Annotated in this window: 22 protein-coding genes and 2 tRNA genes; 8 read left to right on the top strand and 16 right to left on the bottom strand. The window is 63.0% G+C overall.

Annotated elements, in window-relative coordinates:
- Positions 1–4: 4 nt before the first annotated feature.
- On the bottom strand, positions 5–868 hold the full coding sequence (locus tag KF892_08495; GenBank protein MBX3625034.1) for an NERD domain-containing protein: 864 nt from the start codon (positions 866–868) through the stop codon (positions 5–7).
- 114 nt (positions 869–982) lie between these two features.
- On the opposite strand from KF892_08495, the gene KF892_08490 reads away from it, so the two are divergent.
- From KF892_08490 to KF892_08480, 3 genes are all read left to right on the top strand, one after another.
- The gene (locus KF892_08490; GenBank protein MBX3625033.1) at positions 983–1,816 is read left to right on the top strand and encodes an HNH endonuclease; all 834 of its coding nucleotides are present in this window, start codon (positions 983–985) and stop codon (positions 1,814–1,816) included.
- A gap of 71 nt (positions 1,817–1,887) precedes the next feature.
- Positions 1,888–2,070 (top strand): hypothetical protein, encoded by a 183-nt coding sequence (locus tag KF892_08485; GenBank protein MBX3625032.1) that lies wholly within the window; start codon positions 1,888–1,890, stop codon positions 2,068–2,070.
- Between the two features lie 81 nt (positions 2,071–2,151).
- Positions 2,152–3,429 (top strand): hypothetical protein, encoded by a 1,278-nt coding sequence (locus KF892_08480; protein MBX3625031.1) that lies wholly within the window; start codon positions 2,152–2,154, stop codon positions 3,427–3,429.
- A gap of 81 nt (positions 3,430–3,510) precedes the next feature.
- Here the strand turns inward: KF892_08480 and KF892_08475 are convergent, their stop codons facing one another.
- From KF892_08475 to KF892_08440, 8 genes are all read right to left on the bottom strand, one after another.
- Positions 3,511–4,515, bottom strand: coding sequence for a hypothetical protein (locus tag KF892_08475; protein MBX3625030.1), 1,005 nt, complete (start codon positions 4,513–4,515; stop codon positions 3,511–3,513).
- 169 nt (positions 4,516–4,684) lie between these two features.
- Entirely contained in the window at positions 4,685–6,436 is a 1,752-nt protein-coding gene (locus tag KF892_08470) for a DUF927 domain-containing protein (protein MBX3625029.1), read from the bottom strand.
- Positions 6,429–6,722, bottom strand: a complete 294-nt coding sequence (locus tag KF892_08465; protein MBX3625028.1) for an AlpA family phage regulatory protein — start codon at positions 6,720–6,722, stop codon at positions 6,429–6,431. Before KF892_08465 ends, KF892_08470 begins: the two co-directional genes overlap by 8 nt.
- A gap of 375 nt (positions 6,723–7,097) precedes the next feature.
- Complete coding sequence (locus KF892_08460) at positions 7,098–7,574, bottom strand: hypothetical protein (GenBank protein ID MBX3625027.1); 477 nt, start codon at positions 7,572–7,574, stop codon at positions 7,098–7,100.
- A 93-nt stretch (positions 7,575–7,667) separates the two neighbouring features.
- Positions 7,668–7,937, bottom strand: coding sequence for a hypothetical protein (locus KF892_08455; protein MBX3625026.1), 270 nt, complete (start codon positions 7,935–7,937; stop codon positions 7,668–7,670).
- Between the two features lie 309 nt (positions 7,938–8,246).
- On the bottom strand, positions 8,247–9,155 hold the full coding sequence (locus tag KF892_08450) for a hypothetical protein (GenBank protein MBX3625025.1): 909 nt from the start codon (positions 9,153–9,155) through the stop codon (positions 8,247–8,249).
- A 232-nt stretch (positions 9,156–9,387) separates the two neighbouring features.
- Positions 9,388–9,477, bottom strand: a tRNA-Ser gene (locus KF892_08445).
- A gap of 22 nt (positions 9,478–9,499) precedes the next feature.
- Entirely contained in the window at positions 9,500–10,321 is an 822-nt protein-coding gene (locus tag KF892_08440; GenBank protein ID MBX3625024.1) for a symmetrical bis(5'-nucleosyl)-tetraphosphatase, read from the bottom strand.
- Between the two features lie 84 nt (positions 10,322–10,405).
- Between KF892_08440 and KF892_08435 the strand changes: the two genes are divergently transcribed.
- From KF892_08435 to KF892_08425, 3 genes are all read left to right on the top strand, one after another.
- Positions 10,406–11,707, top strand: a complete 1,302-nt coding sequence (locus tag KF892_08435) for an HlyC/CorC family transporter (protein MBX3625023.1) — start codon at positions 10,406–10,408, stop codon at positions 11,705–11,707.
- 33 nt (positions 11,708–11,740) lie between these two features.
- Complete coding sequence (locus KF892_08430; GenBank protein ID MBX3625022.1) at positions 11,741–13,462, top strand: GGDEF domain-containing protein; 1,722 nt, start codon at positions 11,741–11,743, stop codon at positions 13,460–13,462.
- Between the two features lie 109 nt (positions 13,463–13,571).
- Positions 13,572–13,844 carry a hypothetical protein gene (locus KF892_08425; protein MBX3625021.1) on the top strand — a complete coding sequence of 91 codons (273 nt, stop codon included), beginning with the start codon at positions 13,572–13,574 and terminating at the stop codon, positions 13,842–13,844.
- An 11-nt stretch (positions 13,845–13,855) separates the two neighbouring features.
- Here the strand turns inward: KF892_08425 and KF892_08420 are convergent, their stop codons facing one another.
- Positions 13,856–14,257 (bottom strand): VanZ family protein, encoded by a 402-nt coding sequence (locus KF892_08420; GenBank protein MBX3625020.1) that lies wholly within the window; start codon positions 14,255–14,257, stop codon positions 13,856–13,858.
- Positions 14,258–14,315: 58 nt separating this feature from the next.
- Positions 14,316–14,391, bottom strand: a tRNA-Thr gene (locus KF892_08415).
- Between the two features lie 69 nt (positions 14,392–14,460).
- On the opposite strand from KF892_08415, the gene KF892_08410 reads away from it, so the two are divergent.
- Complete coding sequence (locus tag KF892_08410; protein ID MBX3625019.1) at positions 14,461–14,718, top strand: DUF4212 domain-containing protein; 258 nt, start codon at positions 14,461–14,463, stop codon at positions 14,716–14,718.
- 12 nt (positions 14,719–14,730) lie between these two features.
- Here the strand turns inward: KF892_08410 and KF892_08405 are convergent, their stop codons facing one another.
- The 5 genes from KF892_08405 to KF892_08385 all read right to left on the bottom strand — a co-directional run bounded on the left by KF892_08405 (position 14,731) and on the right by KF892_08385 (position 21,308).
- Positions 14,731–15,402: a histidine phosphatase family protein gene (locus KF892_08405; GenBank protein MBX3625018.1), complete on the bottom strand. Its 672-nt coding sequence runs from the start codon at positions 15,400–15,402 to the stop codon at positions 14,731–14,733.
- A gap of 2 nt (positions 15,403–15,404) precedes the next feature.
- Positions 15,405–16,424, bottom strand: coding sequence for a class 1 fructose-bisphosphatase (locus KF892_08400; protein ID MBX3625017.1), 1,020 nt, complete (start codon positions 16,422–16,424; stop codon positions 15,405–15,407).
- Positions 16,421–19,132, bottom strand: coding sequence for an aminopeptidase N (gene pepN, locus KF892_08395; protein MBX3625016.1), 2,712 nt, complete (start codon positions 19,130–19,132; stop codon positions 16,421–16,423). The genes KF892_08400 and pepN overlap by 4 nt, the downstream gene beginning before the upstream one ends.
- Positions 19,133–19,222: 90 nt before the next feature.
- A protein-coding gene (gene prfB, locus KF892_08390) for a peptide chain release factor 2 (protein MBX3625015.1) occupies positions 19,223–20,327 on the bottom strand; the annotation gives its coding sequence in 2 pieces (ribosomal slippage) (positions 19,223–20,245 and positions 20,247–20,327; 1,104 coding nt in all).
- A 51-nt stretch (positions 20,328–20,378) separates the two neighbouring features.
- Positions 20,379–21,308, bottom strand: a complete 930-nt coding sequence (locus KF892_08385) for an alpha/beta hydrolase (protein ID MBX3625014.1) — start codon at positions 21,306–21,308, stop codon at positions 20,379–20,381.
- A gap of 153 nt (positions 21,309–21,461) precedes the next feature.
- On the opposite strand from KF892_08385, the gene KF892_08380 reads away from it, so the two are divergent.
- Positions 21,462–21,701 carry a hypothetical protein gene (locus KF892_08380; protein ID MBX3625013.1) on the top strand — a complete coding sequence of 80 codons (240 nt, stop codon included), beginning with the start codon at positions 21,462–21,464 and terminating at the stop codon, positions 21,699–21,701.
- Positions 21,702–21,746 lie beyond the last annotated feature (45 nt).

Raw genomic sequence — 21,746 nt, 5'->3', positions numbered from 1 at the left:
GGAGCTACGAAACTCGTTCAACACCGGCTGAGCTCACCTTGGGAGTTCGCTTCTTGGACAGGTGATAGGCGTGATCGCGCTCGATCAGCCGAACGAGATCATCAACCAGATAGTGCTCCTTGCCGGTCAAGACACGATCGAACACAGCCTCTGGGTAGAAGTCGGTCAGCAGGACCACTTCATCAACAGTTGGCGCGGTGACGCCGCCAATCCTCGATGCTTCGTGAGACAGCACGACACAGCGAAGCACCCGTTTGACCGGCGTGCGCTCTGCCAGATAGCGTTGCAGGCGATCTGCTGGCGCGTTCAGCTGTGCGCTGGGGCTGCGCCCGCGGCGGTCAGCCAGCGAGATGGCGGTCTCCACCAAGTTGCCGTACTTGTCGTATTTGTCTTTGCGCCAATGGTCACGGTCACAGTAGACCTTGCCATTGATGTATTTGATTTCGATGGCCATCACCCCTGGTGGGCCGACAAGGAGAAGGTCAACTTCTCCGCCCGGGTTCCAGTACCCGGAAAGTGCCACCCATTCATCAGGCAGTCGGCTGGCAAGAAACCGGAGGACGCGTTGCTCGCCTTCACCGCCAATCTCCCAAAGCAATTCTTCTCTCGAAGCTTGTTCCTTGATGGGGGAGCTTGGCGAAGCCGACAGTACGTGGTTCAGGCGAGGGAGAAGACTGCCAAACCAGGCGAGGTAGCGCTTTGCCGTCCAGGCATCTGAGGAGATCGTTGCCAGCTCTAGCGCTCGATCCTTACGCTCTTTGAGCTTCGTTCTGTAGACGTCCAGCGCAGCCTCGTATCGCTCCTGTCGTTTATCGGCCGCTGCATCGGCTTGCTCGCGGGTGTGATTCGACAGGGCAACGTGGCGCATCAGCATTCACCTCGACGGCTCGACATGGAGGGCGAGTCTAACCCCTGGTTTGGTGGGTAGACGACTGTCGTCCTATCTGGAAACTTGCGGGCAATAAAAGAGGGGTGGCACGCGGTGAGCAAAGTCCAACATTCGCTCGCACACGAGGTTCTTTCTCTCATTGGAGCAGTACCAGGCGAGCGGCGACAGTTCACCTATCGGTCGCTTTCAGAGGAGTTGGGAAGGGCGGCGGAGAACGACAGTCGGGCTATGGCGCAGGTCTGCGATCTTCTGGACGCTGCTGCTGCTATAGCGGATGTACCGCTTTATGCCCTCTTGCGGGTTCGCAATGCCAAAGGAAACATCAACGCAATGGCGTGGCGTAAGAATGTCCCCAATTGGGTTCGCCCTGCAGTCATCCGCCGTTCGGAATCGCATGAGTTCTCGGCCAGTGATATTGCCGCCATAGCGAGAGGTCTAGAGTCGTTGCGTGGTTTGGGCAATCGGGCAGCTTGGAAGCATGTCACCAAATCTCTCGGTAGCGATGAGCTGTATCGGCGTATCGCGCAAGCGAGGCTCGCCTCAAATCACCGCAGCGCGATAGATGATCTGGGCTCTGACACTCCGGAGCGAAGGACAACAACAACGAGTACGTTTCAACGGGATGAGGCTGTCCGCAGGCGTGTTCTCGAAATCGCCCAGGGGTGCTGCGAGTATTGCCGGAAGCCGGGATTCCTGAAGGCCGATGGCACGCGCTATGTGGAAACACATCACATCATTGCCCTCGCATCAGATGGGGCAGACAAGGTGAGCAATGTCGTTGCGCTTTGCGCGAATCATCATCGGGAAGCACATTTCGGCGCCGAGAGAGAGGCGTTTGAGGTTCACCTCGTAGCAATCGCAAGAGACGAGCGTCGTGCGGATTCGCTGAGTTGGGGTGGCGGGAAGCGGGCTACTAGCTTCACATAGGGGCGGTACTAAATGCATTGGGCGCCGCCCTTGGCGCGCGAATGAATTAAAGACTTTGGATGGAGGGCCGAATGGCAACAGCAAAGAAGGTCGCTGCAAAGAAAGCGGTTGCGAAGAAGGTGGTTGCGAAAAAGGTAGTCGCCAAGAAGGTGGTTCGGAAGCCAGCAGCAAAGAAAGCTGCGGCGAAGAAGACTCCTGCCAAGCCGACGCTTGATGGGTATGGAGCTGGGCGTCCTCCGAAGCCTAAGAAGTAGCCAGTGGGAAAGGTCTACAAGCCTCGGCCGGTGCCTAAGGAGGCGCGTCGGTTCGCAACTGCGGGCGACGCGACCAAAGAGTTGACCGAGGCCGTCAATAGTTGGACCGCAGGCTTCTCCAAGCATGCGGGGCAAATGGTGTTTGCTGTGATGGCAGCAAACTGGGCGCTCCACGGCACAGGAATCCTCAGGAGCGAACGGGCGACAACGTCAATGGCGTTGTGCATCGTCTATCTTTCTGCGCAGTTAGTGCTGATGGGATTCAATGTATATGTGCTGGATTCGCGTCACAGGTACGCGGCCAAGAATAGGTCTGACTGGCTGAAGGAATTTGAAGAGCGAGCTGGATCGGGTGACTCTTGGCCTTACACCAAAGGACTTGAACGATCAGGGCGCATTCAGCGCTTCCTCAACCTCGCGCTTCCATTGCTGGCTGGTCTCCTATTGCTCTTCAGCACACTTCCCACTGAGACGCGCAAGCAAAACCCATCCGCCGGTGTTTTAGATGCCCGTTCATGCTGCGGGCAGGTTGAGGACGATGTGAAGAGCATTCGACAATCAGTCGATCAACTGCTCTCGCGAGAAAGAAGCCGGTCACCGGTTGCAGCGGATAGTTTCCCTCCGACCATCCAAGGAGTTACGGATGTGAGGGTGCCGAGCCGCCTATTGATAGGCGTTGGCCTAGTGCTGCTAGTGTATGGAGGGATCGCTCTGTGGCGATTGAAATCGGTGCAAGCTCAAGCCGTTGCAGCCGTGTTAGCGACCGTCGGCGCGATCAGCATTTCGGGTGGCGGACTCACGTTGTTCAAGGACGTCCGCTTCGATAGCGTTGTCTCCTTCAAGTCGGATCACCTAATAGATGTCATCCAGCAGCAAGTTACAAGTCTTGGCGCTTCAGGGCCAGAAAGAATTGCATCTATAGCGGGATTCAAACTCGGTGCCGCCAACATTGTCGAAACACCTAACGGACTTGCTCAAGTGCAAGGGCTACAGCAGGCGCAACTCGCTGCAACGCGCTGGCTCACCATGAGGCGGGCAGGCAAGGATGGTGTGCTTCTAGTTGTCGGGTCAACGGACCGGTTGCCGTTAAGAGGTTCCATAAGCCAACAATATGACGCAAATGTTGGTCTGGCACGCGCCCGCGGCGAGGCTGTGAAGAACGCCGTGGTTGAAGCCTGCAAGAAGCTGGAGCCGACCTGCGACCTGAAGGATGAGCAGGTGATTGTGTTGGTCTCTGGGCCCGTACAGACGCCAGACGTTGCTGACCTTGCCGATATGCGTACTGGGTACCCGCAAGATAGAAGAGTTGACGTTTGGGCGTTGTGGACCAAGAAGTCAGAGTCCGCTGTTAAGCGATAGGCTGTCCGGTTGCGGAATTCCGATGCGCTGACCCACGGCAAGTGGGGTGACGGAGTAACCTTGGCCCCACTTGCCGTCGCGTCATGTCAGGTTGAGAAGACCAGCTTTTCGTACCTTCCGCGGTGCCCCGTGCCGAATGGGAAAGGCTGGTTCGTCCTGCAGCGCATCAAGGGTGCGGCGGTACTTGCGGGGCAGGGTACTGTCGGCGCGTAGATCAACGCCGAACTTGTCCTTCAGCGCCTTCCTCACACGACGTTGTGCGCGCTCGCCTAACCCAGAGATCACGTCCACCCCCGCCGTGGCGAGAAGCCCTCTCAGAAGGTCTTTGGTGAGCTTTTGAGCGCCCTTTGCGGCGAGGTGAGGGTAGGGCTTCCGAATGTCATCCAGCAGGCCGCGCAAGTGCTTCTCGAACAGCTCCTTCACCTTCTTCTCGTCAACGTCCCGCACCTCATTCCAGCCCAGGCGCTTCAGCTCCTTGCCGAACTGACGCAGTTCAATGCGAACGTACTTACGAGCGATGTCCTTGATGCGCGGGTCTACCTTCTTCCATGTGTCCGCGTACTTGGTGCGGAGGTGCTGGGCCTTGTCGTAGAACATCAAGGACCAGTTCGATGAGTGGGAGTGATAGACCACGGTCTCCTTTGGGAAGACCATGCGGTTGCGCTTTGACCCAGCGAGCCCCACGTCCAGCGCCTGCAACACGATCGGAACACCCCCCAGGTGGTTGACGCGCAGGAACCCGACCACATCGAGACGTTCTAGCGTGACGCGGCCCTCGTCAATGGCTTGTTGCTGCTCGGGAGTGGGAACGATGCCGAGCTGTTTCAGCACCTGATCCACCACGCGCTTCACGAGCTGCCTCAGGTTCATCGAGCCGACCACCGAGTGACCGTTGATCTTGGTGTTAAAGGACCCCTCAATGACGAGTTGCTGCTCCTTCTTCACTGACCTGACGCGAATGCTCGGATCAGTAGGGCCCCAGGGCTTGATGCGTTTGGGTCGAACTCTTGTGCCATCGGGCCGTAGCTCTACTTTGTCAAATGGTTCATGGGGAATATCTAAGCGAATGCGAATGTCGTCGTACATATAAATTAGTGAAAAAGAGACCCCTCAACCAGCCCCTGAAGGCGGTCAAAAAGATGTCGGTGGATCGCGTGTTACAGCACTCGCGGAGCAGCTTGCGCCACGGAGTGCGCTTGTGGCCGATGTCGGAATGTCAGTTCGGACATTCCGACATCGGTGTGGGATTCATGCCCTACTCGTCGAACAAGATGTCACGCCGGATTGCGTAGAACTTCATCCGCGACCCTTTGACCTCCTTTGGCTGCCCCGGCATGCGCTGCAGCCACTGGCGCCCTTTGCCGTGCGTTGCAAGCAGCCCAGTTGCCTGCAACGTGGAGAGCACTTCCTCAAGATCGAGTCCGTCGCAAATCTCATCTCGCAGTACATCCAAATGCACGAGGTACAACGGCCCTTCCTTGCGGTGGACAAGGACATAGCCAGGCCGTCCCTTGCGGGTCGAGGTATCCCACTCGGCTAGAGGTACGAAGTCGGAGACGGCATGTTGTTGGAACCATCCCCGGACCTTGAGCAGTGCCTTGCTCTTCTGGCTGTCAGCACCTTCTCTCCAATACATCAGCCATAGCCCGAAAACGTGGCTGATTGCCTGCATCACGTCCGATCCTGAAACCGGCAGGATGCCGAAGCGAACAGCCAGCTTCCCTGCCAATGCCGCGGTCACGAATCCCTCTAGAACTCGCCCCTCAAGAGGCGACAGGGGTTTGCAGTTCGTCCGCTGGATGATTTGCGCCTGATAGCGCTGTGCCTTGGCCGGTGCGCGCTGAACAATGAGTTCCTGTTCTTCAATCAGTGCTCGTACAAACGCAGGGCCGGCATGCCCGTAGTTGGCCCGAAGAACCGCGCGCAGGTGATTCGACAGGTCGCCACCGTCTTCAAAGCCAGGAGGCAGGATCGAAAATATGCCGTGCTGCTCTTTGACGGGGATCGTGACCAACCGAGCTTCTAGCCCGTCGCGCATTGACTCCCCAGTTGAACGACCGCGCTCGGCTTTGGTTATCTCCCCTGTCGCAAATATCCCGCAGCGAATAGTCGCCGATGCGCGAACGTTCCCGTTGCTATCAGCGCGCGCTTTCCCTTCTCCGCCACTCAAGCGATAGATGGTGGCCCCCAAGTGTCCTTGCTCGGCCGTGCCTAGTTCGTCGAGCACGAGCATGGTGTCGCAGTGCTGAGCTGCGAGCCCTTCGATACCGTTCCCGGTACCTGCCCAACGACGCAGCTCCTCGGGTGACTTGTACGTCGACTGGATGAGCCTGCCGGCAGATGTCTTTCCAAGGCTAGAACGCCCAACAAACAAGATCGACAAACTTGGTAGATCGAGCACTGCGGAGCAGGCGGAGACGAAGGAAATAGCGGCTCCGAAGATGACGAGAGGGTTCCCAGCCAGAATCGGTTTGATTCCTTCTTTCCATTCTTCAAACGTGCCCCCGACCTTGTAGATTGTTTGCGATGGAGCAAGCCCTTCTATCGGCACTCGTTTGGGGGCCATCACTGCACCACCGATGGCAGCAATAGAGAGAGTGCGTCCGTCGTGCTCAACACGGTGAATGCCCTCGCGATGGAACAGGCGCAACCGCTTCAAACGACTCAGCGTGTGGATGTAGGTTCTGATGGCCTGAAGATGGGCCGCCTCGATTGGAGGATCAATACCGATCGCTGCCAAATGTGAGGCTAGGCGCTTAGGCTCTTGGAGCGATTCGAGCGGAACGTGGCGGATGCGTCGCTTGCCGTCAGGGCCCATTGCAGAGATGGCCGCGCCATCGGCGTTTCCATCTTCGTTGACTACAGCCCCGTCTACGTCAAACGGCGCCACGATCACCTGCTCCTGGCCCTTTATCGTTGCTATGAGCCCCTTCTTGCTCGGCCGGATGCCCCGCTCTTTAAGTTTATTGAGCGCATCGCGGCGGCGCTGCTTCCACTCCTTACTCATCGCGCGCCTCCTTGCTGGAGTTGAGCGAAGCGACGAGTTCGCGAATGGACTCAACAGACCATGCTGTGACCCGGGGCGAAAGTTTCACGCCCTTGGGGTATCGCCCCGCCTGAATACCTGCCCACCACGCAGATGCGCTGACAGGCACGAGATGCAAAACCGTGGGTAGTCGGACGAAGCCCGTCGGGGGGAGGTCAGCAGTAGCGTTTTGGGGGCGTGAAGTGCGCTTCTGGTCAATTGCGCGAGAGCGAGGCGTGCGAGTCAACCTGGATGCGGAGAGAGCCATGAGGGCCTCCTTGGTGTTTCGGGACCCTCATTAAATTGACAGGGAGCACAGCGTTTTCGGGCGAAAGCTCATCGAAATTCGCCCGAAGGTGCCCTCCCAAATATCAACAGACAGGGCGCCGAGAACAGCGCATCGTGGGAAGGGAGGCAGCACCTAAGCAAAGGATGTAAGTGCCGTTGATGAAGGAGTTGCACGCGCGAGAACTCGCAGTGGCTCTTCAGATGGGCTGATCCGAACACACTGCTACGCAAGCGGTCGGTAGGTGCTTAGCGCTTCTTCCACCGGTCTGGAAGGCTAAGACTTGATAGGATGCAGCATGCACAACGTGCATTGGGAGACTAGGCGCTGCTTGACGCGGCAGCGACGCCGTTCAGACTAAAACGGCTCCTTCTTTCGACTGGAGGCCTTCAAAGTCAGAAGGTGCTTGTGTGCCGCAACGAGCCGCTTGCCGAAGTTGTCGGTGCAAGAGTTCACGTTGACGAAATTGGACGCGTACGTAGGTACATAGGGTTTGCCGTAGTAGCCTCCGTTGCGACGGTGATAGACCTCACGTGTTTCGTCAAAACATTTCGCCACACGACACCGAATAGACATTGAATCCGAGGTATCGCTCTCCCGAAACTCGACATCGCCAAGGTTCAGGCTGAGCCTGGTTCGAGTCTTGTCGGATTCAATGGCTTCAAGGTGCAGCCGGACACCGTCACTACTCGAAGCCACGATCTGATTTGAATAGTGCGACAACTCGCAGTTGCGAATACCTCTCACGATGAAATCTACCGTCTCCTCGGCGTCCTGCGAGGCCGCGCACAAGGGTTGCGAGAGAACCATGGCAAGTAGGAGTCGAATCAGCATGTAGATATTCCGGTCAGGAGGGTGTTCGGCCTCTTGAAAGTATCTTGTCCCTGTCTCCGACAGCGAGACGCTAGCAATTTGTCAGGGCAGCCGCTAGCGGATCGTCCATTTCACACTGCACTCCCACTTCAAGTAGGCAGCCTCATCATTTTTGGAGCAGTCACAGTCGCCGACACTTGTCTTGGCGTTGGGTCCACCAGCTTGTACGCGGGCGTTTTCCGAGAAGAGTGCGGCTTTATCTGTTGCCGCCTTGCAGGCCTCGGCTTTCGAACTACCCTTTCCAACTTCGGCGCCAGCTTTTGCGGATTGGGCGGCGACGGGCAATGAGATGGCAACAAAGGCAAAAACTAGTAGCAATCTCATGAGCAAGTCCTGTTTCGCGTGAAGTTCAATGTATTGGAAACAGGGGATGGGCGCCAGTTCTCGACATGTTGCTTAGGCCCCATGTTTCAGGGGTTAGGCAGAGCGCGCTTTAACTGCCCAGCAACCCACTAGCTAGGAGCCGACACGCCTCCCTTCGCTTGCTCGACGACTTGTCAACTGTCTACCCGCGTTGACGCAGCGGTTCGTGCGGTGTCGTGTGCCACCTTAGTCAATCAGACGCCACGCGGCTAACAGGTCTCCACCCACCCATTGAGTGCTGCTGCACCTCTGCGTTACGCAGATGTGCTCCTATTCAGCCTTCTTGAGCTTCCCGAAGTAGACCTTCAGGTACTCGCAATCAGCGAGTGTTGTCGCCCTGTCTAGCAATGCCCCCCCTTGGTCGCTAAGTTTCTTGTTTGAGATAAAGCGGTTGCTGATTGGGCCGTAAGGGTCTTCTAACAGCGTCTCCGCTGCCTTTCGGAGATTGAGTTTGGGTGCCGACTCTTTGAGGTCAAGGATACGAATGCTCGCCAAGAGCCATGCGCGATCGAAGCGCTGCACTGTCATATGCTTCCCTTTCGCGTGGGGCGGTTTGGCTTCACGAAGATGTCTTGCAAACGACTCCAGCCGGCGACGGGCTTGCTCTAGTTGAAAGTCGATTGAGGTCTTCATAGCAAGGCGCGTAGGTGCAAGCTGAAATTTGATGAAGACTTCGGAGGGAGACAGCGTCGCGCGGACTTGAACCAAGTCCATGCTCCTTTCGTTGTTCTCGACAAAATCGGCTCGGCGTGGAATTGAATGGATGCCGGCAGCGAATTTTGGCTTCTTTCCAGCTGCGTATTCCTGTCGATAGTGCTTGAACTCAGTGATATGAAAGTCTTGGGCTATCGTGCGCTGGTCATCCCATCTCTCGTCGCATGCGTCTTGGAACTTGTCGTTCCGGCGCAAGAACTCCCAGGCCCAGCGTCGTTGGCTCCAGGTCTCCCATTCCAGGTACTCGGCAGAATTCTGACCGGATGGTCGATTCCAGCTGGCGCGTTCCGCAGCGTGATTGAATGAACTGTCGTCGGCAGAGTCATCAGATGCATCGCTTCCGTCGGTTTGCTCTTCACTCTGACGCTTGATGACGCGGCGGCGTGCTTGCCGGGCCGTCGCTTCTGCACTGTTTGATGGAGCGTCGACTTGTGGCCGGCGCGGACGTTTGGCGTGAGCAGACATGCGCAAGTAGCGATTTGCCAAGAATGCATTGATTCTGGCTCGCTCTACCGAAGCAGCACGCCGAGTGTTGTGAACGTCGTTTGCTTCTACACGCTAGCGGAAACTCGACTGAAATCCATTCGCTCAGTCCACCAACGTCCAGTCGCATGCTACTGGATCGACATACTGGAAGTGGATTGAGATATGGATAGCAAACCGACTGGCGCAGAACGCCGCAGATTTGCTTGGGTCGTGGCGGAAGCGGTGAGATTCGAACTCACGGATGGGTTCCCCCATCGCTGGTTTTCAAGACCAGTGCCTTAAACCGCTCGGCCACGCTTCCTGAAAGAAGAGCGCGATTGTAGTCAGCCCGGCTTCTGCGCCTGGTCGCACTCGACCTGGATCACCTCGCGCGTGTCGCCGTCCAGCCGCACGGCGGTCAGCCGGCCGCCCCAGACGCACCCCGTGTCGAGCGCCAGCAGGTCGGGCCGGTTCACGAGCCCGAGGGTCGACCAGTGGCCGAAGGCGATGGGCACGCCTGCTGTCTGCCGGCTCGGCGCGTCGAACCACGGGTACAGGCCGGGTGGGGCGTCGGCCGACCCGTCCTTGGTGTCGAAGTCGAGCGTGCCGTCGGCTTCGACGAAGCGGATGCGTGTGAGCGTGTTGACGGCGAAGCGCAGGCGGTCGTCGCCTTGCAGTGCGTCGTCCCAGCGGGCGGGGCGGTTGCCGTACATCACCTGCAGGAAATCATGCAGGTCTTGCGAGCGCAGGCAGGTCTCGACCTCGCCCGCCAACTGCAGCGTGGTCGTGAGGTTCCACTGCGGCACGACCCCGGCGTGCACCATCAGCCAGCCACGGGCGTGCACCGCCATGCGCTGCTGGCGCAACCAGGCGACGAGAGTGTCGCGGTCGGGGGCGGCCAGCAGCTCGTTGAGCGTGTCCTGGCGGCTGGTGCGCCGCACGCCGTGCGCCACCGCGAGGAAATGCAGGTCGTGGTTGCCCAGCAGGCAGGTCGCCGAGCCGGCCAGGTCCTGGAGGCGACGCAGCGTCTGCAGCGAGGCCGGCCCGCGGTTGACGAGGTCGCCCAGCACGTAGGCATGGTCGCGGGAGGGGTTGAAGCCGACTTCGGCGAGCAGCCGGTCGAATGCGTCGCAGCAGCCCTGCAGGTCGCCGATCAGGTAGTCCATGCTGGCATTTTCACCGGGGAGAAGAACGACTCTGCTACGCTTTGCCGCTTGTTCAACAGCCGCGTTCCGGGTGAGGCCCGGTGCATGGACATCGCGCTACTCGTCTTCCTGATCCTGCTCAACGGATTGTTTGCCATGTCGGAAATGGCGCTCACGGCCAGCCGGCGGGCGCGGCTCCAGGTGATGGTGGAGACCGGCGACAAGGGCGCCCAGGTCGCGATGGACCTGCACGAGAACCCGACGAAGTTCCTGTCGACGGTGCAGATCGGCATCACCTCCATCGGGGTGCTGAACGGCATCGTGGGCGAGGGAGCGTTCTCCGAGCCGCTGGGCCGCTGGCTGACCGAAAGCTTCCATGTGAGCCCGCGTGCGGCAGGCCTGTCGGCCACGGCGCTGGTGGTGGTGATCATCACCTTCCTCACCATCATCTTCGGCGAGCTCGTGCCCAAGCGTCTGGGGCAGATGTACCCCGAGGCGGTGGCGCGGCTGGTGGCCTACCCGATGGAGTGGCTCTCGCTGATCGCGCGGCCTTTCGTGAAGGTGCTCTCGTGGTGCACCGAGGCCACGTTGCGCCTCCTGGGCATCCGGGGTGGGCCGACGCGCTCCGTCACCGAAGAAGAAATCGCCGCCCAGCTCGAAGAAGGCCTGGACGCCGGCGTGATCGAAGCCCAGGAGCACCAGATGGTGCGCAATGTGTTCCGCCTCGACGACCGCACCGTCGGCTCGATGATGATCCCGCGCACCGACATCGCCTGGCTCGACGCCACCGCCTCGGCCGACGAGGTGCGCCGCGCCATCGAGACGCAGGAGCATTCGCGCTACCCGGTGTGCCGCGGCGGCCTGACCGACGTGCTGGGCGTGGTGTCGGCGCAGACGCTTCTCCAGCAGCAGCTGCTGGGCCAGCCGCTCACGCTGACCGACAAGCTGCAGCCGCCCGTCTTCGTGCCCGAGACGCTGACCGGCATGGAGCTCCTGGAGCAGTTCCGCGTGTCGAGCGCGCAGCTCGTCTTCGTGGTCGACGAATACGGCGAGGTGCAGGGTGTGATCACCGTGCGTGATGTGCTGGAGGCGATCACCGGCGAGTTCACCACCCCCGCGGCCGACGACGCCTGGGCGGTGAAGCGTCACGACGGCAGTTGGCTCTTCGATGGCCTCATCCCCGTGCCTGAGCTGAAAGACCGGCTCGACCTGAAGGAGCTGCCGGAAGAAGACCGCGGCCGCTACAACACCCTGGCCGGCATGGTGATGCTGCTGCTGGGTCGCCTGCCGCAGACCGCCGATGCGGTGGAATGGGAAGGCTGGCGCTTTGAGGTGGTCGACCTCGACGGCAAGCGCGTCGACAAGGTGCTGGCCACCGCGTTGCAGGCCAGCGACGTCTCGGCTTGAAGCTGGCGGCCGACGCTTGCAGCATTGCCTGGCATGAAGAACCCGCAGACGACTTACGCCGCACCGCCGCTCGATGAGCTGCTGCGCCAGGCCGAAGCCGCGGCCGGGCGCGACGAGCATGCCCGCGGCATCGAGCTGGCGCTGCGCGCCGAGGCGCTGGCGCGTGAGGCGCACGACAAGGCCAGCCTCACGCGGGCGCTGCGCCTGCTGGTGATGTTCAACAGCCGCGAGGGCCTGGCCGAGCAGGCCATCGCCGCCGGCCAGGCGGTGCTGCCCATGCTGCGCGAGGCTGGCGACGACGCCGCGCGGGCCGACGTGCTGTGCGACATGGCGATGGCCTTCCTCGACCTCGGCCTCAACCAGGAAGCGCTCGACCATGTGAGCGAAAGCGTGGAGGCGGCGCGTGCCTGCGGCGACGCCCGGCTGCTGTGCCTCGCCTACAACCGCATCGGCCTGGCCAAGGGGCACCTGGGCCGCTTCGAGGAGGCGGAGCGCTTTCTGGCCGAGTCGCTCGCGATGGCGCGCGAGATGGGCAGCGAGGAAGAAACCTACCGCGCGCTCACCAACCTCGGCGTGGTGGCCTCCGATGCGTTCGACGCCTGCGAGTCGCGCTCGGACGTGGCCGGTGCTCGAGAGGCCATCGACCGGGCCAAGCGCCACGGCGAAGAGGCGCTGATCCTTGCGCGGAGCTCGGGCAACGCCTATCGCGAGGCGCTCACGCTGTCGAACCTCGGCCGCTACCTCGGGGTGAGCGGCCAGGACAAGGCGGCCTTCGTGCTGCTCGACCGCGCCCGCGCGCTCGCGCTGGAACACGGCCACCGCTCGCTGGGCCTGGCCTGCGAGGGCAACCGCGCCGAGCTGCTGGTGCGCCTGGGGCGGCACGACGACGCCATCACCATCCTCAACGAAGCGCTGGGCGGCGCGCAGGAGCTGTACGCCAACTCGATGGTGCAGGACATGCACCGCCACCTCTACCTCGCGCACAAGGCGCGGGGCGATTTCGCCGAAGCGCTGGCGCACCATGAGCGCTACCACGCGCTCACCCGCGAGCAGCTCGAGCAGCGCAATGACGCGCAGTCGCGCCTGATGATGAACCGCCTCGAGCTCGACCAGGCGCGCTTCGGCGCCGAGCGCTCGCGCATGGAGGCCGAGCTGCAGCGCGTGCGCGCCGAGCAGATGGCGGCCGAAGCCGAGCGCTTGCAGGCGCAGGCCCGCGAGCTGCGCCGCTACGTGCTGGCCGACCCGCTCACCGGCCTGGGCAACCGGCGCCAGGTCGAGCGCGAGCTGCCCCGCCTCTTGCAGCACAGCGCCCGCACCGGCGAGCCCATCGCCGCGGCAGTGCTCGACCTCGACCACTTCAAGCGCGTGAATGACGAGCACGGCCACGCCGTGGGCGACGCGGTGCTCACCGCCACGGCCGATCTGTTCCGGGCCCGGGTGCGCGGTGGCGACCTCATCGCCCGCATGGGCGGCGAGGAGTTCCTCATCGTCTTCGCCCATGCCTCCCCCGCGTGGGCGCGCGAGGCCTGCGAGCGGCTGCGCCAGGCGGTGCAGGACCACGACTGGGCCGCGGTGTCGCCTGGGCTTGCGGTCACCGTCAGCATCGGCCTGTGCGTGCGCGGGGCGCCGGTCGAGCCGGCCCAGCTCATCGAGCAGGCCGATGCGGCCCTGTACGACGCCAAGAAAGCCGGCCGCAACCGGGTCGTGGTGGCCGACTCCTACGACCCTGGCGCACCGCAGCAGCGGCTTCTTTGAACGACGCGCACGCGGGCGGCGTGAATTGAGCCGCATCCGGGGTGCTACTCGGTGTCAAGCCGGGGCCGGTTGGGACGAAAAATCAGGTTCAGCTTGCCTGGAGCCCCACATGTCTGCCCACACCGCCGCCGAAATGAACGCCATCACCTTCCGCGAAGGGCTGCTCGCGCCCGAGCCCATGCCGCGTTTCGTCGCCTTGCATGCGCTGGAAGAGGAGATCGAGCACTCGCACGGCAGCGATGCCGCCCTGGCCAGCGCGGCGGCCCGCTTCGTGGAGCGCGGCATCCCGTACTACAACGTGCAGGATCCGCACTACCAGGCGTGGGTCAGCAAGGCCGTGTCGTACTGGGAAAAGCTGCACGGCGCTGCCCGCGCCAGCTGAGACTCGGCACCTCAGCGCCGTGAGGTCACGGCGCTGCGCAGCGGCAGCGTCACCAGCACGCCCGCCGCGATGCCGACGCTGTCGGCCAGAAGATCTTCCCACTCGCAGCTGCGCCCCGGCACGAAGGCCTGCACCACCTCGATGGCTGCGCCAAACGCGAGCAGTCCCAGAATGACGAGCCACACGCCGCGCCAGGGCCGCGGGAACGCCAGGCATGCGGCGAAGGTCAGCACGAGGAACGCCAGCGAGTGATTTGCCTTGTCCCACCACGCGCCGGCCAGTGGCGGCGGGGTCGGGGTGAACGCGAGATAGCACACCACGGCGACCAGCAGCGCAAGCAGCAACTGCCAGACCCGGTTCGCCTGGATGACGCGGGCCAAGAGGTGGAGGCGGTGGGGAGCGAGAGAACTCATGGGCCAGAGACCAAAAAGCCAACGGCCGCTGGCGCGGGCGTTGGCTCAAGGAAAGAGATGGTGCCGGTGAAGAGAGTCGAACTCCCGACCTTCGCATTACGAATGCGCTGCTCTACCAACTGAGCTACACCGGCGTGAAGCGCGCGATTATAGCGGGCTCTCGTGCCATCATCGGGTCCGTGTGCGCACAAGAGGGCCGCTGCATGGAGCCGAGCGACAAACATCACGCCTATTGGAGAGCCAACCTGCGGGTCACCGGCCTGCTGGTGTTCGTGTGGTTCTTCGTGACCTTCGTGATCGGCTGGTTTGCGCGCGACCTCGACTTCAATTTCTTCGGCTGGCCCTTCAGCTTCTGGGTGGCGGCGCAAGGCGCGCTCGTCGTCTATGTGCTGATCATCGGCTTCTACGCCTGGTACATGGGCCGGCTCGACCGCCGGCATGGCGTGGCCGACGACGAGTGAGCCGGCAGTCCGTCAGGCGTAGGTGACCCAGCTCTGGTGCTCGGCGCTGTCGAGGTGCGGCAGCGTGTTGTAGGTCACCAGCGAATGCCGCTTCGGCGTGAACGTGAGTTCGCTGACCGAGCTGTTGCGGATGCGCAGGTTGATCTCGATCATCGAATTCAGCGGCGCGCCCAGCGTGTGGGCGACGATGGTCGAGATCGGGCCGCCGCTCGAGACCACGAGCACGTTCTTCCCATAGTGCGTGGCCCGCACGTGGTCGAGCGCACTGGTGATGCCGGTGACGAAATCGGCGTGGCTCATCATGCCTTCGGGCTTCGTCTTGCCCTCGATCCACGCCGCCAGGCCTTCGCGCAGCAGGCGGAAGTGCTCGCGCACCAGTTCAGGGGTGGTCGGTCGTTCCAGTGGCTCGGGGTGGATGGCCTGCACCACCGCCTTGCTGTCGTATTCGTTGAGACCGGGCCATGAGAGCGGCTCGATCTTTGTCTGCAGGCCTTCGGCAATGCAGGCCAGCGACTGCTTCTGGCGCTCCAGCGTTCCCACCAGCGCCGCATCGAAGCGAACGCCCTTGTGCCGGAAGTACTCTCCCAGCCGCACGCACTGGCGCATGCCGAGCTCGCTCAGCTGGTCGTAGTTGTCGGCGCCGAACGAGGCCTGGCCGTGGCGAACGAGGTAGACGGTGCCCATGTTCAGGCGCTCGCGCCTTCGTTGTGATACGTCGTGATGCGCTCGACCTCGTTCTTCGAGCCCAGCACCACGCTCACGCGCTCGTGCAGCTTGCCCGGCTCGATGTCGAGGATGCGCTGCTTGCAGTTCGTGGCCGCACCGCCCGCCTGCTCGACGAGGAAGCCCATCGGGTTCGCCTCGTACATCAGGCGCAGCTTGCCGGGCTTCTCGGGCTCGCGCTGGTCCCACGGGTACATGAAGACGCCGCCGCGGGTCAGGATGCGGTGCACGTCGGCCACCATGCTGGCGATCCAGCGCATGTTGAAGTCCTTGCCGCGCGGGCCCGTCTTGCCGGCCAGGCATTCGTCGATGTAGCGCTTCATGGGCGGCGCCCAGTGGCGCATGTTGCTCATGTTGATCGCGAATTCCTTGGTGTCTTCCGGGATCTTCACGTCTTCGGCGGTCAGCACCCACGAGCCTTGCTCGCGGTCGAGCGTGAACATCGCCACGCCATCGCCCACGGTGAGCACGAGCGTGGTCTGCGGCCCGTAGACGCAGTAGCCGGCGGCGACCTGCTGCTTGCCGGCCTGCAGGAAGTCCTTCTCGCTCACGCCTTCATGGTCGCCGGGCTTCTTGAGCACCGAGAAGATGGTGCCGATGCTCACGTTGACGTCGATGTTCGACGAGCCATCGAGCGGATCGAACAGCAGCAGGTATTCGCCTTGCGGGTAGCGGTTGGGCACCACGTAGATGCCTTCCATCTCTTCGCTGGCCATCGCGGCGAGCGCGCCGCCCCATTCGTTGGCCTCGATCAGCACCTCGTTGGCGATGATGTCGAGCTTTTTCTGCACCTCGCCCTGCACGTTCTCGCTCGTGGCCGAGCCGAGCACGTCGCCGAGCGCGCCCTTGTTGACGCTGATGCTGATGCGCTTGCAGGCGCGGGCCACGACCTCGAGCAGCAGGCGCAGCTCACCGGGGATGTGGCCGTGCTGGCGCTGCTGCTCGACGAGGTATTGCGTGAGGCTGACTCGCTTCTGGCTCATGGTGTCGGGGTTTCCTGTGTCGTGTCTTGTTGCAGGGCGCGATTGACGATCTCGGCGACGTCGCTCGACAGATCCGGTTTGGCGGCCACGCGGCGCAGCGCTTCGGCGGCGGCCGAGCGGTAGGGCTCGGCCAGCTGCGTCCAGCGGTCCATCACTCGGGCCAGCCGCGCGGCGAGTTGCGGGTTGATGCTGTCGAGTTCCAGGATGCGCTCGGCCCAGAACACATAGCCCGCCGCATCGGCGCGGTGGAAAGCCGCGGGGTTGTTCATGCACAGCGCGGCGATCAGGCTGCGGGCGCGATTCGGATTCTTGAGCGAGAAATCGGGGTGCTTGAGCAGGATCTTGGCGCGCTCGAACACACGACCGTCCTTCTCGGGCGCGGTGGCTTGCAGTGCGAACCACTTGTCGATGACGAGGGCCTCGTCCTTGAACATGGTGTGGAAGCGCTGCAGCGCCAATTCGGCCAGCTCGGAATGCGCATGCACCAGGGCCACGAGGGCGCCCAGCCGGTCGGTCATGTTGCCGGCGTCCTTGAAGCGCTCATAGGCGCGGCCAGGCCAGACCGCGTCGTGGCGGGCGACGGCGTCGCGGCACAACATCGCGAGCGCCAGGTTGGCAAGCGCGCGGCGGCCCGAGGAGACCGGGTCGGGCGAGTAGCCGCCCTTGACCTGGTGCGCGTCATACGCCCATTCCCAATCGGCGCGCAGGGCCTGTGCCAGCTGCAACAGCATGCTTTCGCGCACGGCGTGGATGCGCTGCGGGTCGACGGTCGTCAGCTGCTCGGCCACGTAGCCTTCGCTCGGCAGCGTGAGTGTGAGGTCCTTGAACGCCGCGTCCAGCTCGGGGTGGCGCAGCACCGAGCGCATGGCCTCGATGAACGCCTCGTCGAGCTGGGCCGGGCCCGTGCTGTTCACGCCCGCGAGCAGGCGGTTGAGCGCCAAGCGCTGGCCGGCTTCCCAGCGGTTGAAGGCGTCGGTGTCGTGTTGCAGCAGGGTCAGCAGGTCGGCGTCGGCCAGATGGTCGTTGAGCACCACCGGCGCCGAGAAGCCGCGCAGCAGCGAAGGCACCGGCTCCTGGTCGACGTTGACGAAGGTGAAGAAGCTGCGCGCTTCATTGAGCACCAGCACGCGCTCGGTGCCGACGGGCGAGACTTCGCCTTCCAGTTGCAGCGGCAGGGCGGTGCCATCGCGGCCCACCAGGCCCATGGCGAGCGGGATCACGTAGGCCTGCTTCACCGGCTGGCCCGGCGAGGGCAGGGCGGTCTGCTCGATGCCGAGCGTGTAGGTGCGGGTCGGCGCGTCGTAGCGGCCCCGTGCGGTGACCCGCGGCGTGCCTGCCTGGCTGTACCAGCGCTTGAACTGCGGCAGCAGCGTGGCGAGCGGGCTGTCCGGGTTGGCATCGGCGATGGCCTGGGCGAAGTCGTCGCAGGTCACGGCCTGGCCGTCATGGCGCTCGAAGTATTTCGTGATGCCCTTGGCGAACCCTTCCCGGCCCACCAGGGTCTGCATCATGCGCACCACCTCCGAGCCCTTCTCGTAGACGGTGGCGGTGTAGAAATTGTTGATCTCGACGTAGCTGTCGGGCCGCACCGGGTGGGCCATGCTGCCGGCGTCTTCGGGGAACTGCACCTGGCGCAGCGTGCGCACGTCTTCGATGCGCTTCACGGCACGAGCGGTGGGCGTGCCGGCCATGTCCATGCTGAACTCCTGGTCGCGGAAGACCGTGAGGCCTTCCTTCAGGCTCAGCTGGAACCAGTCTCGGCAGGTGATGCGGTTGCCCGTCCAGTTGTGGAAGTACTCGTGGCCGACCACGCTCTCGATGCCGGCGTAGTCGGCGTCGGTGGCGGTCGCCGGGTTGGCCAGAACGTACTTCGTGTTGAAGATGTTCAGGCCCTTGTTCTCCATCGCGCCCATGTTGAAGTCGCCCACGGCGACGATCATGAAGCGCTCGAGATCCAGCGGCAGGCCGAAGCGGGCTTCGTCCCACACCACCGACGCGATCAGCGAGTTCATCGCGTGCTCGGTCTTCTCGAGGTCGCCGCGGCGCACGTGCACCTGCAGCAGGTGCTCCTTGCCCGAGCGCGTGCGGATCAGCTGCTCACGCGTGACGAGGTCGGCGGCCACCAGCGCAAAGAGATAGCTCGGCTTCGGGAACGGGTCGTGCCACTTCGCGTAGTGCCGCGGGCCGTACACGCCGGCCATCATCTCGCCTTGCTCGACGAGGTTGCCGTTCGACAGCAGCACCGGGTACTGCTTCTTCGCGGCGCGCAGCGTCACCGTGTAGACCGCCATCACGTCGGGCCGGTCGAGGAAGTAGGTGATGCGGCGGAAGCCTTCGGCCTCGCACTGCGTGAAGAAACCGCCGCCCGAGGTGTAGAGGCCCGACAGCTGCGTGTTCTTCTCCGGGCAGCAGGTGTTGCGGATCTCCAGCGTGAACGGCGTGTCGGGCAGCGAGTCGATCACCAGCATGCCGTCTTCATGGCGGAAAGACACCGACTCGTTGTTGACGAGCACCCGCGTGAGCGTGATGTCTTCGCCATGCAGGCGCAACGGCTGCGGCGGCAGGGCCGTGTTGCGCTCGACCTGCATGCGGTTGATGACGAGCGTCTTCACCGGGTCGAGGTCGAAGGTCAGGTCGACCGTGCGGATCCAGTATGCCGGCGGTGCGTAGTCTTCTCGGCGGATCAGGGGGGCGGTGCCTTCACGCATTCAATGGTCTCCTTGGCGCTCCGTTCGCCCTGAGCTTGTCGAAGGGTTTCGACAGGGCTCAGCCCGAACGGAGTGGGGTTCGGTGTCTCGTCAAACGCCCTGTTTCAGGCTCGCTTCGATGAAGGCGTCGAGGTCGCCATCCAGCACCTTCTGGGTGTTGGAGATCTCGACGTTGGTGCGCAGGTCCTTGATGCGGCTCTGGTCGAGCACATACGAGCGGATCTGGTGGCCCCAACCCACGTCGGTCTTGCCGTCTTCGAGCTTCTGCTGCTCTTCCATGCGCTTGCGCATCTCGTGGTCGTACAGGCGCGAGCGCAGGCGCTTCCACGCCACGTCGCGGTTGCTGTGCTGGCTGCGGCCGTCCTGGCACTGCACCACGATGCCGGTCGGGATGTGCGTGAGGCGCACCGCCGAGTCGGTCTTGTTGATGTGCTGGCCGCCGGCGCCGCTCGCGCGGAAGGTGTCGGTGCGCACGTCAGACGGGTTGATCTCGATCTCGATCGAATCGTCGACCTCGGGGTAGACGAAGAGCGACGCGAAGCTCGTGTGCCGGCCACCGGCCGAGTCGAACGGGCTCTTGCGCACCAGGCGGTGCACGCCGGTCTCGGTGCGCAGCAGGCCGAAGGCGTAGTCACCTTCCACCTTGATGGTTGCGCTCTTGATGCCGGCGATGTCGCCCGGCGTCTCGTCTTCCATCGTGGTCTTGAAGCCCTTGCGCTCGCAGTACTTGAGGTACTGGCGCAGCAGCATGCTGGCCCAATCGCAGGCCTCGGTGCCACCGGCGCCGGCCTGGATGTCGATGAAGCAGTTGCTCGGGTCGGCAGGGTTGTTGAACATCCGGCGGAATTCGAGCTGCTTGACGGTCTCTTCGAGCTTGGCCGTCTCGGCTTCGATGGCCTGGAGCGAGCCTTCGTCGCCCTCTTCCTTGGCCATGTCGTACAGCTCGGAGTTGTCGGCCAGGTTGGTGGTCAGGTGGTTGATCGTCTCGACCACCGTCTCCAGCGTGCGCTTCTCGCGCCCCAGCTCCTGCGCGCGCTTGGGGTCGTCCCAGACCTTGGGGTTCTCCAGCGCGGCGTTGACTTCGTTCAGCCGCAGTGCTTTGCGGTCGTAGTCAAAGATACCCCCGAAGGTCGACCGTGCGTTTGCTCAGGTCGGCCAGGGAGTTGCCAATGGCATTGATGTGTTCGACGTCCATGTTGCGAGCCTTGTTTTCTGAAGCCCGCAATTGTGTCACGCCAGGGAAAGCTCACCCCGCCAGGAAGGCCTCCAGGTGGCGGGCCAATGCCTCGGGTTGGTCGTGGTGGAGCATGTGGCCGGCGGGCGAGAGCACGGCCTTGGTGACGGGCGAAGGCACGACTTTCAGGCGCTCGTGGAACTCGTCCTTCGTGTAGCGGCCGTTCCACCACTTGCCGGCGTCCGTCTGATCGCCTTCCACCCACAAGAGCGGCGCGCTGATCTGCGCCCAGCAGGCCATGACCTCGTCGCGCTGATACAGCAGCGGGTTGCTGCGCTTGTGCGCCGGGTCGCCGAGGATCTGCCACTGGCCGTTCCCATCCTGCTTCGACCAGTGGCCGGCCAGCCAGTGGGCGCGGTCGGCGGGCAGCAGCGGGTTGGTCTTCTGCAGGCGAGCCGCCACCGCCGCCTGGCTGGCATAGGGGCGGATCTCGACCGGCTGCTTCAGCTCGTCGAGCCACATCGCATAGCGCTTGGGCGCCATCTTGGGCACGGTGGCTGGCATGCCGAAGCCTTCGAGGTTGACCAGCCGGCGGATGCGCGCCGGCCGCACGCCGCCGTAGAGCATCACCACGTTGCCGCCCATGCTGTGCCCCACGAGGTCGATCTGCTCCAGCCCGGGGAAAGGCTTGAGCACCGCGTCGACGATGCCGTCCAGGTCGCCCAGGTAGTCGGCGAACCAGTAGCTGTCTTCGTTCGGCGTTTCGGTGAGGCCGAAGCCGCGCCAGTCGGCGGCGACCACGTAGCGGTCGTCCGAGAGGGCATCGACCACGAACTGGAACGAGGCGCCCACGTCCATCCAACCGTGCATCATCACCAGCGGCGGGCGCTCGGGGCTCACGGTCTTGGGGTCGCCCCAGTGGCGCAGGTGGTACTTCAGGCCCCGGATGGGGAGGAACTCGCTGCGGCTCGCACGCCGCGCCACATAGGCGGTATCGGTCATGCGAACCATCTTAGGCCGCAGCCCTGGGCGGCGCTGTCGAAGCCGTGACAGACACGCCGGCCGAGGCTTTCAGGATTTTTCAGCTCAGCTTCAAGACGCCCATGCGGGCTGCGGCAGACAGTGCGGGCATCTCACCCAAGCCCAGAGGACGCGATGTTCAACACCCAGTACGAGCGCCCGGCCGTGGTGCTGCTGTCGGCCCTGTGGGGCCTGGCGGCGGTGCTGGCGATCGCGGCCTTCACCGTCTCGGCCTTTGCCGCCACCCGCGCCTCGCCTGTGGGGCCAACGCTGCACGCTGTGCGCCTGACACACGCCGAAAGTGTGGAAAGCGTCACAGGACCCTCTATGCTTAGCGAGCCGCGGCACGCCATCAGCAAACACAAGCTCGACTGACTGCGGCAGGGAGGCTCCTTGTTGCCGCAACACGCGACCCGGGGT

This window comes from Rhizobacter sp. (assembly GCA_019635355.1).
Classification (GTDB): domain Bacteria; phylum Pseudomonadota; class Gammaproteobacteria; order Burkholderiales; family Burkholderiaceae_C; genus Rhizobacter.
Note: the sequence above shows the minus strand (reverse complement) of the source record. Positions and strands in the feature narration are given on the sequence as shown.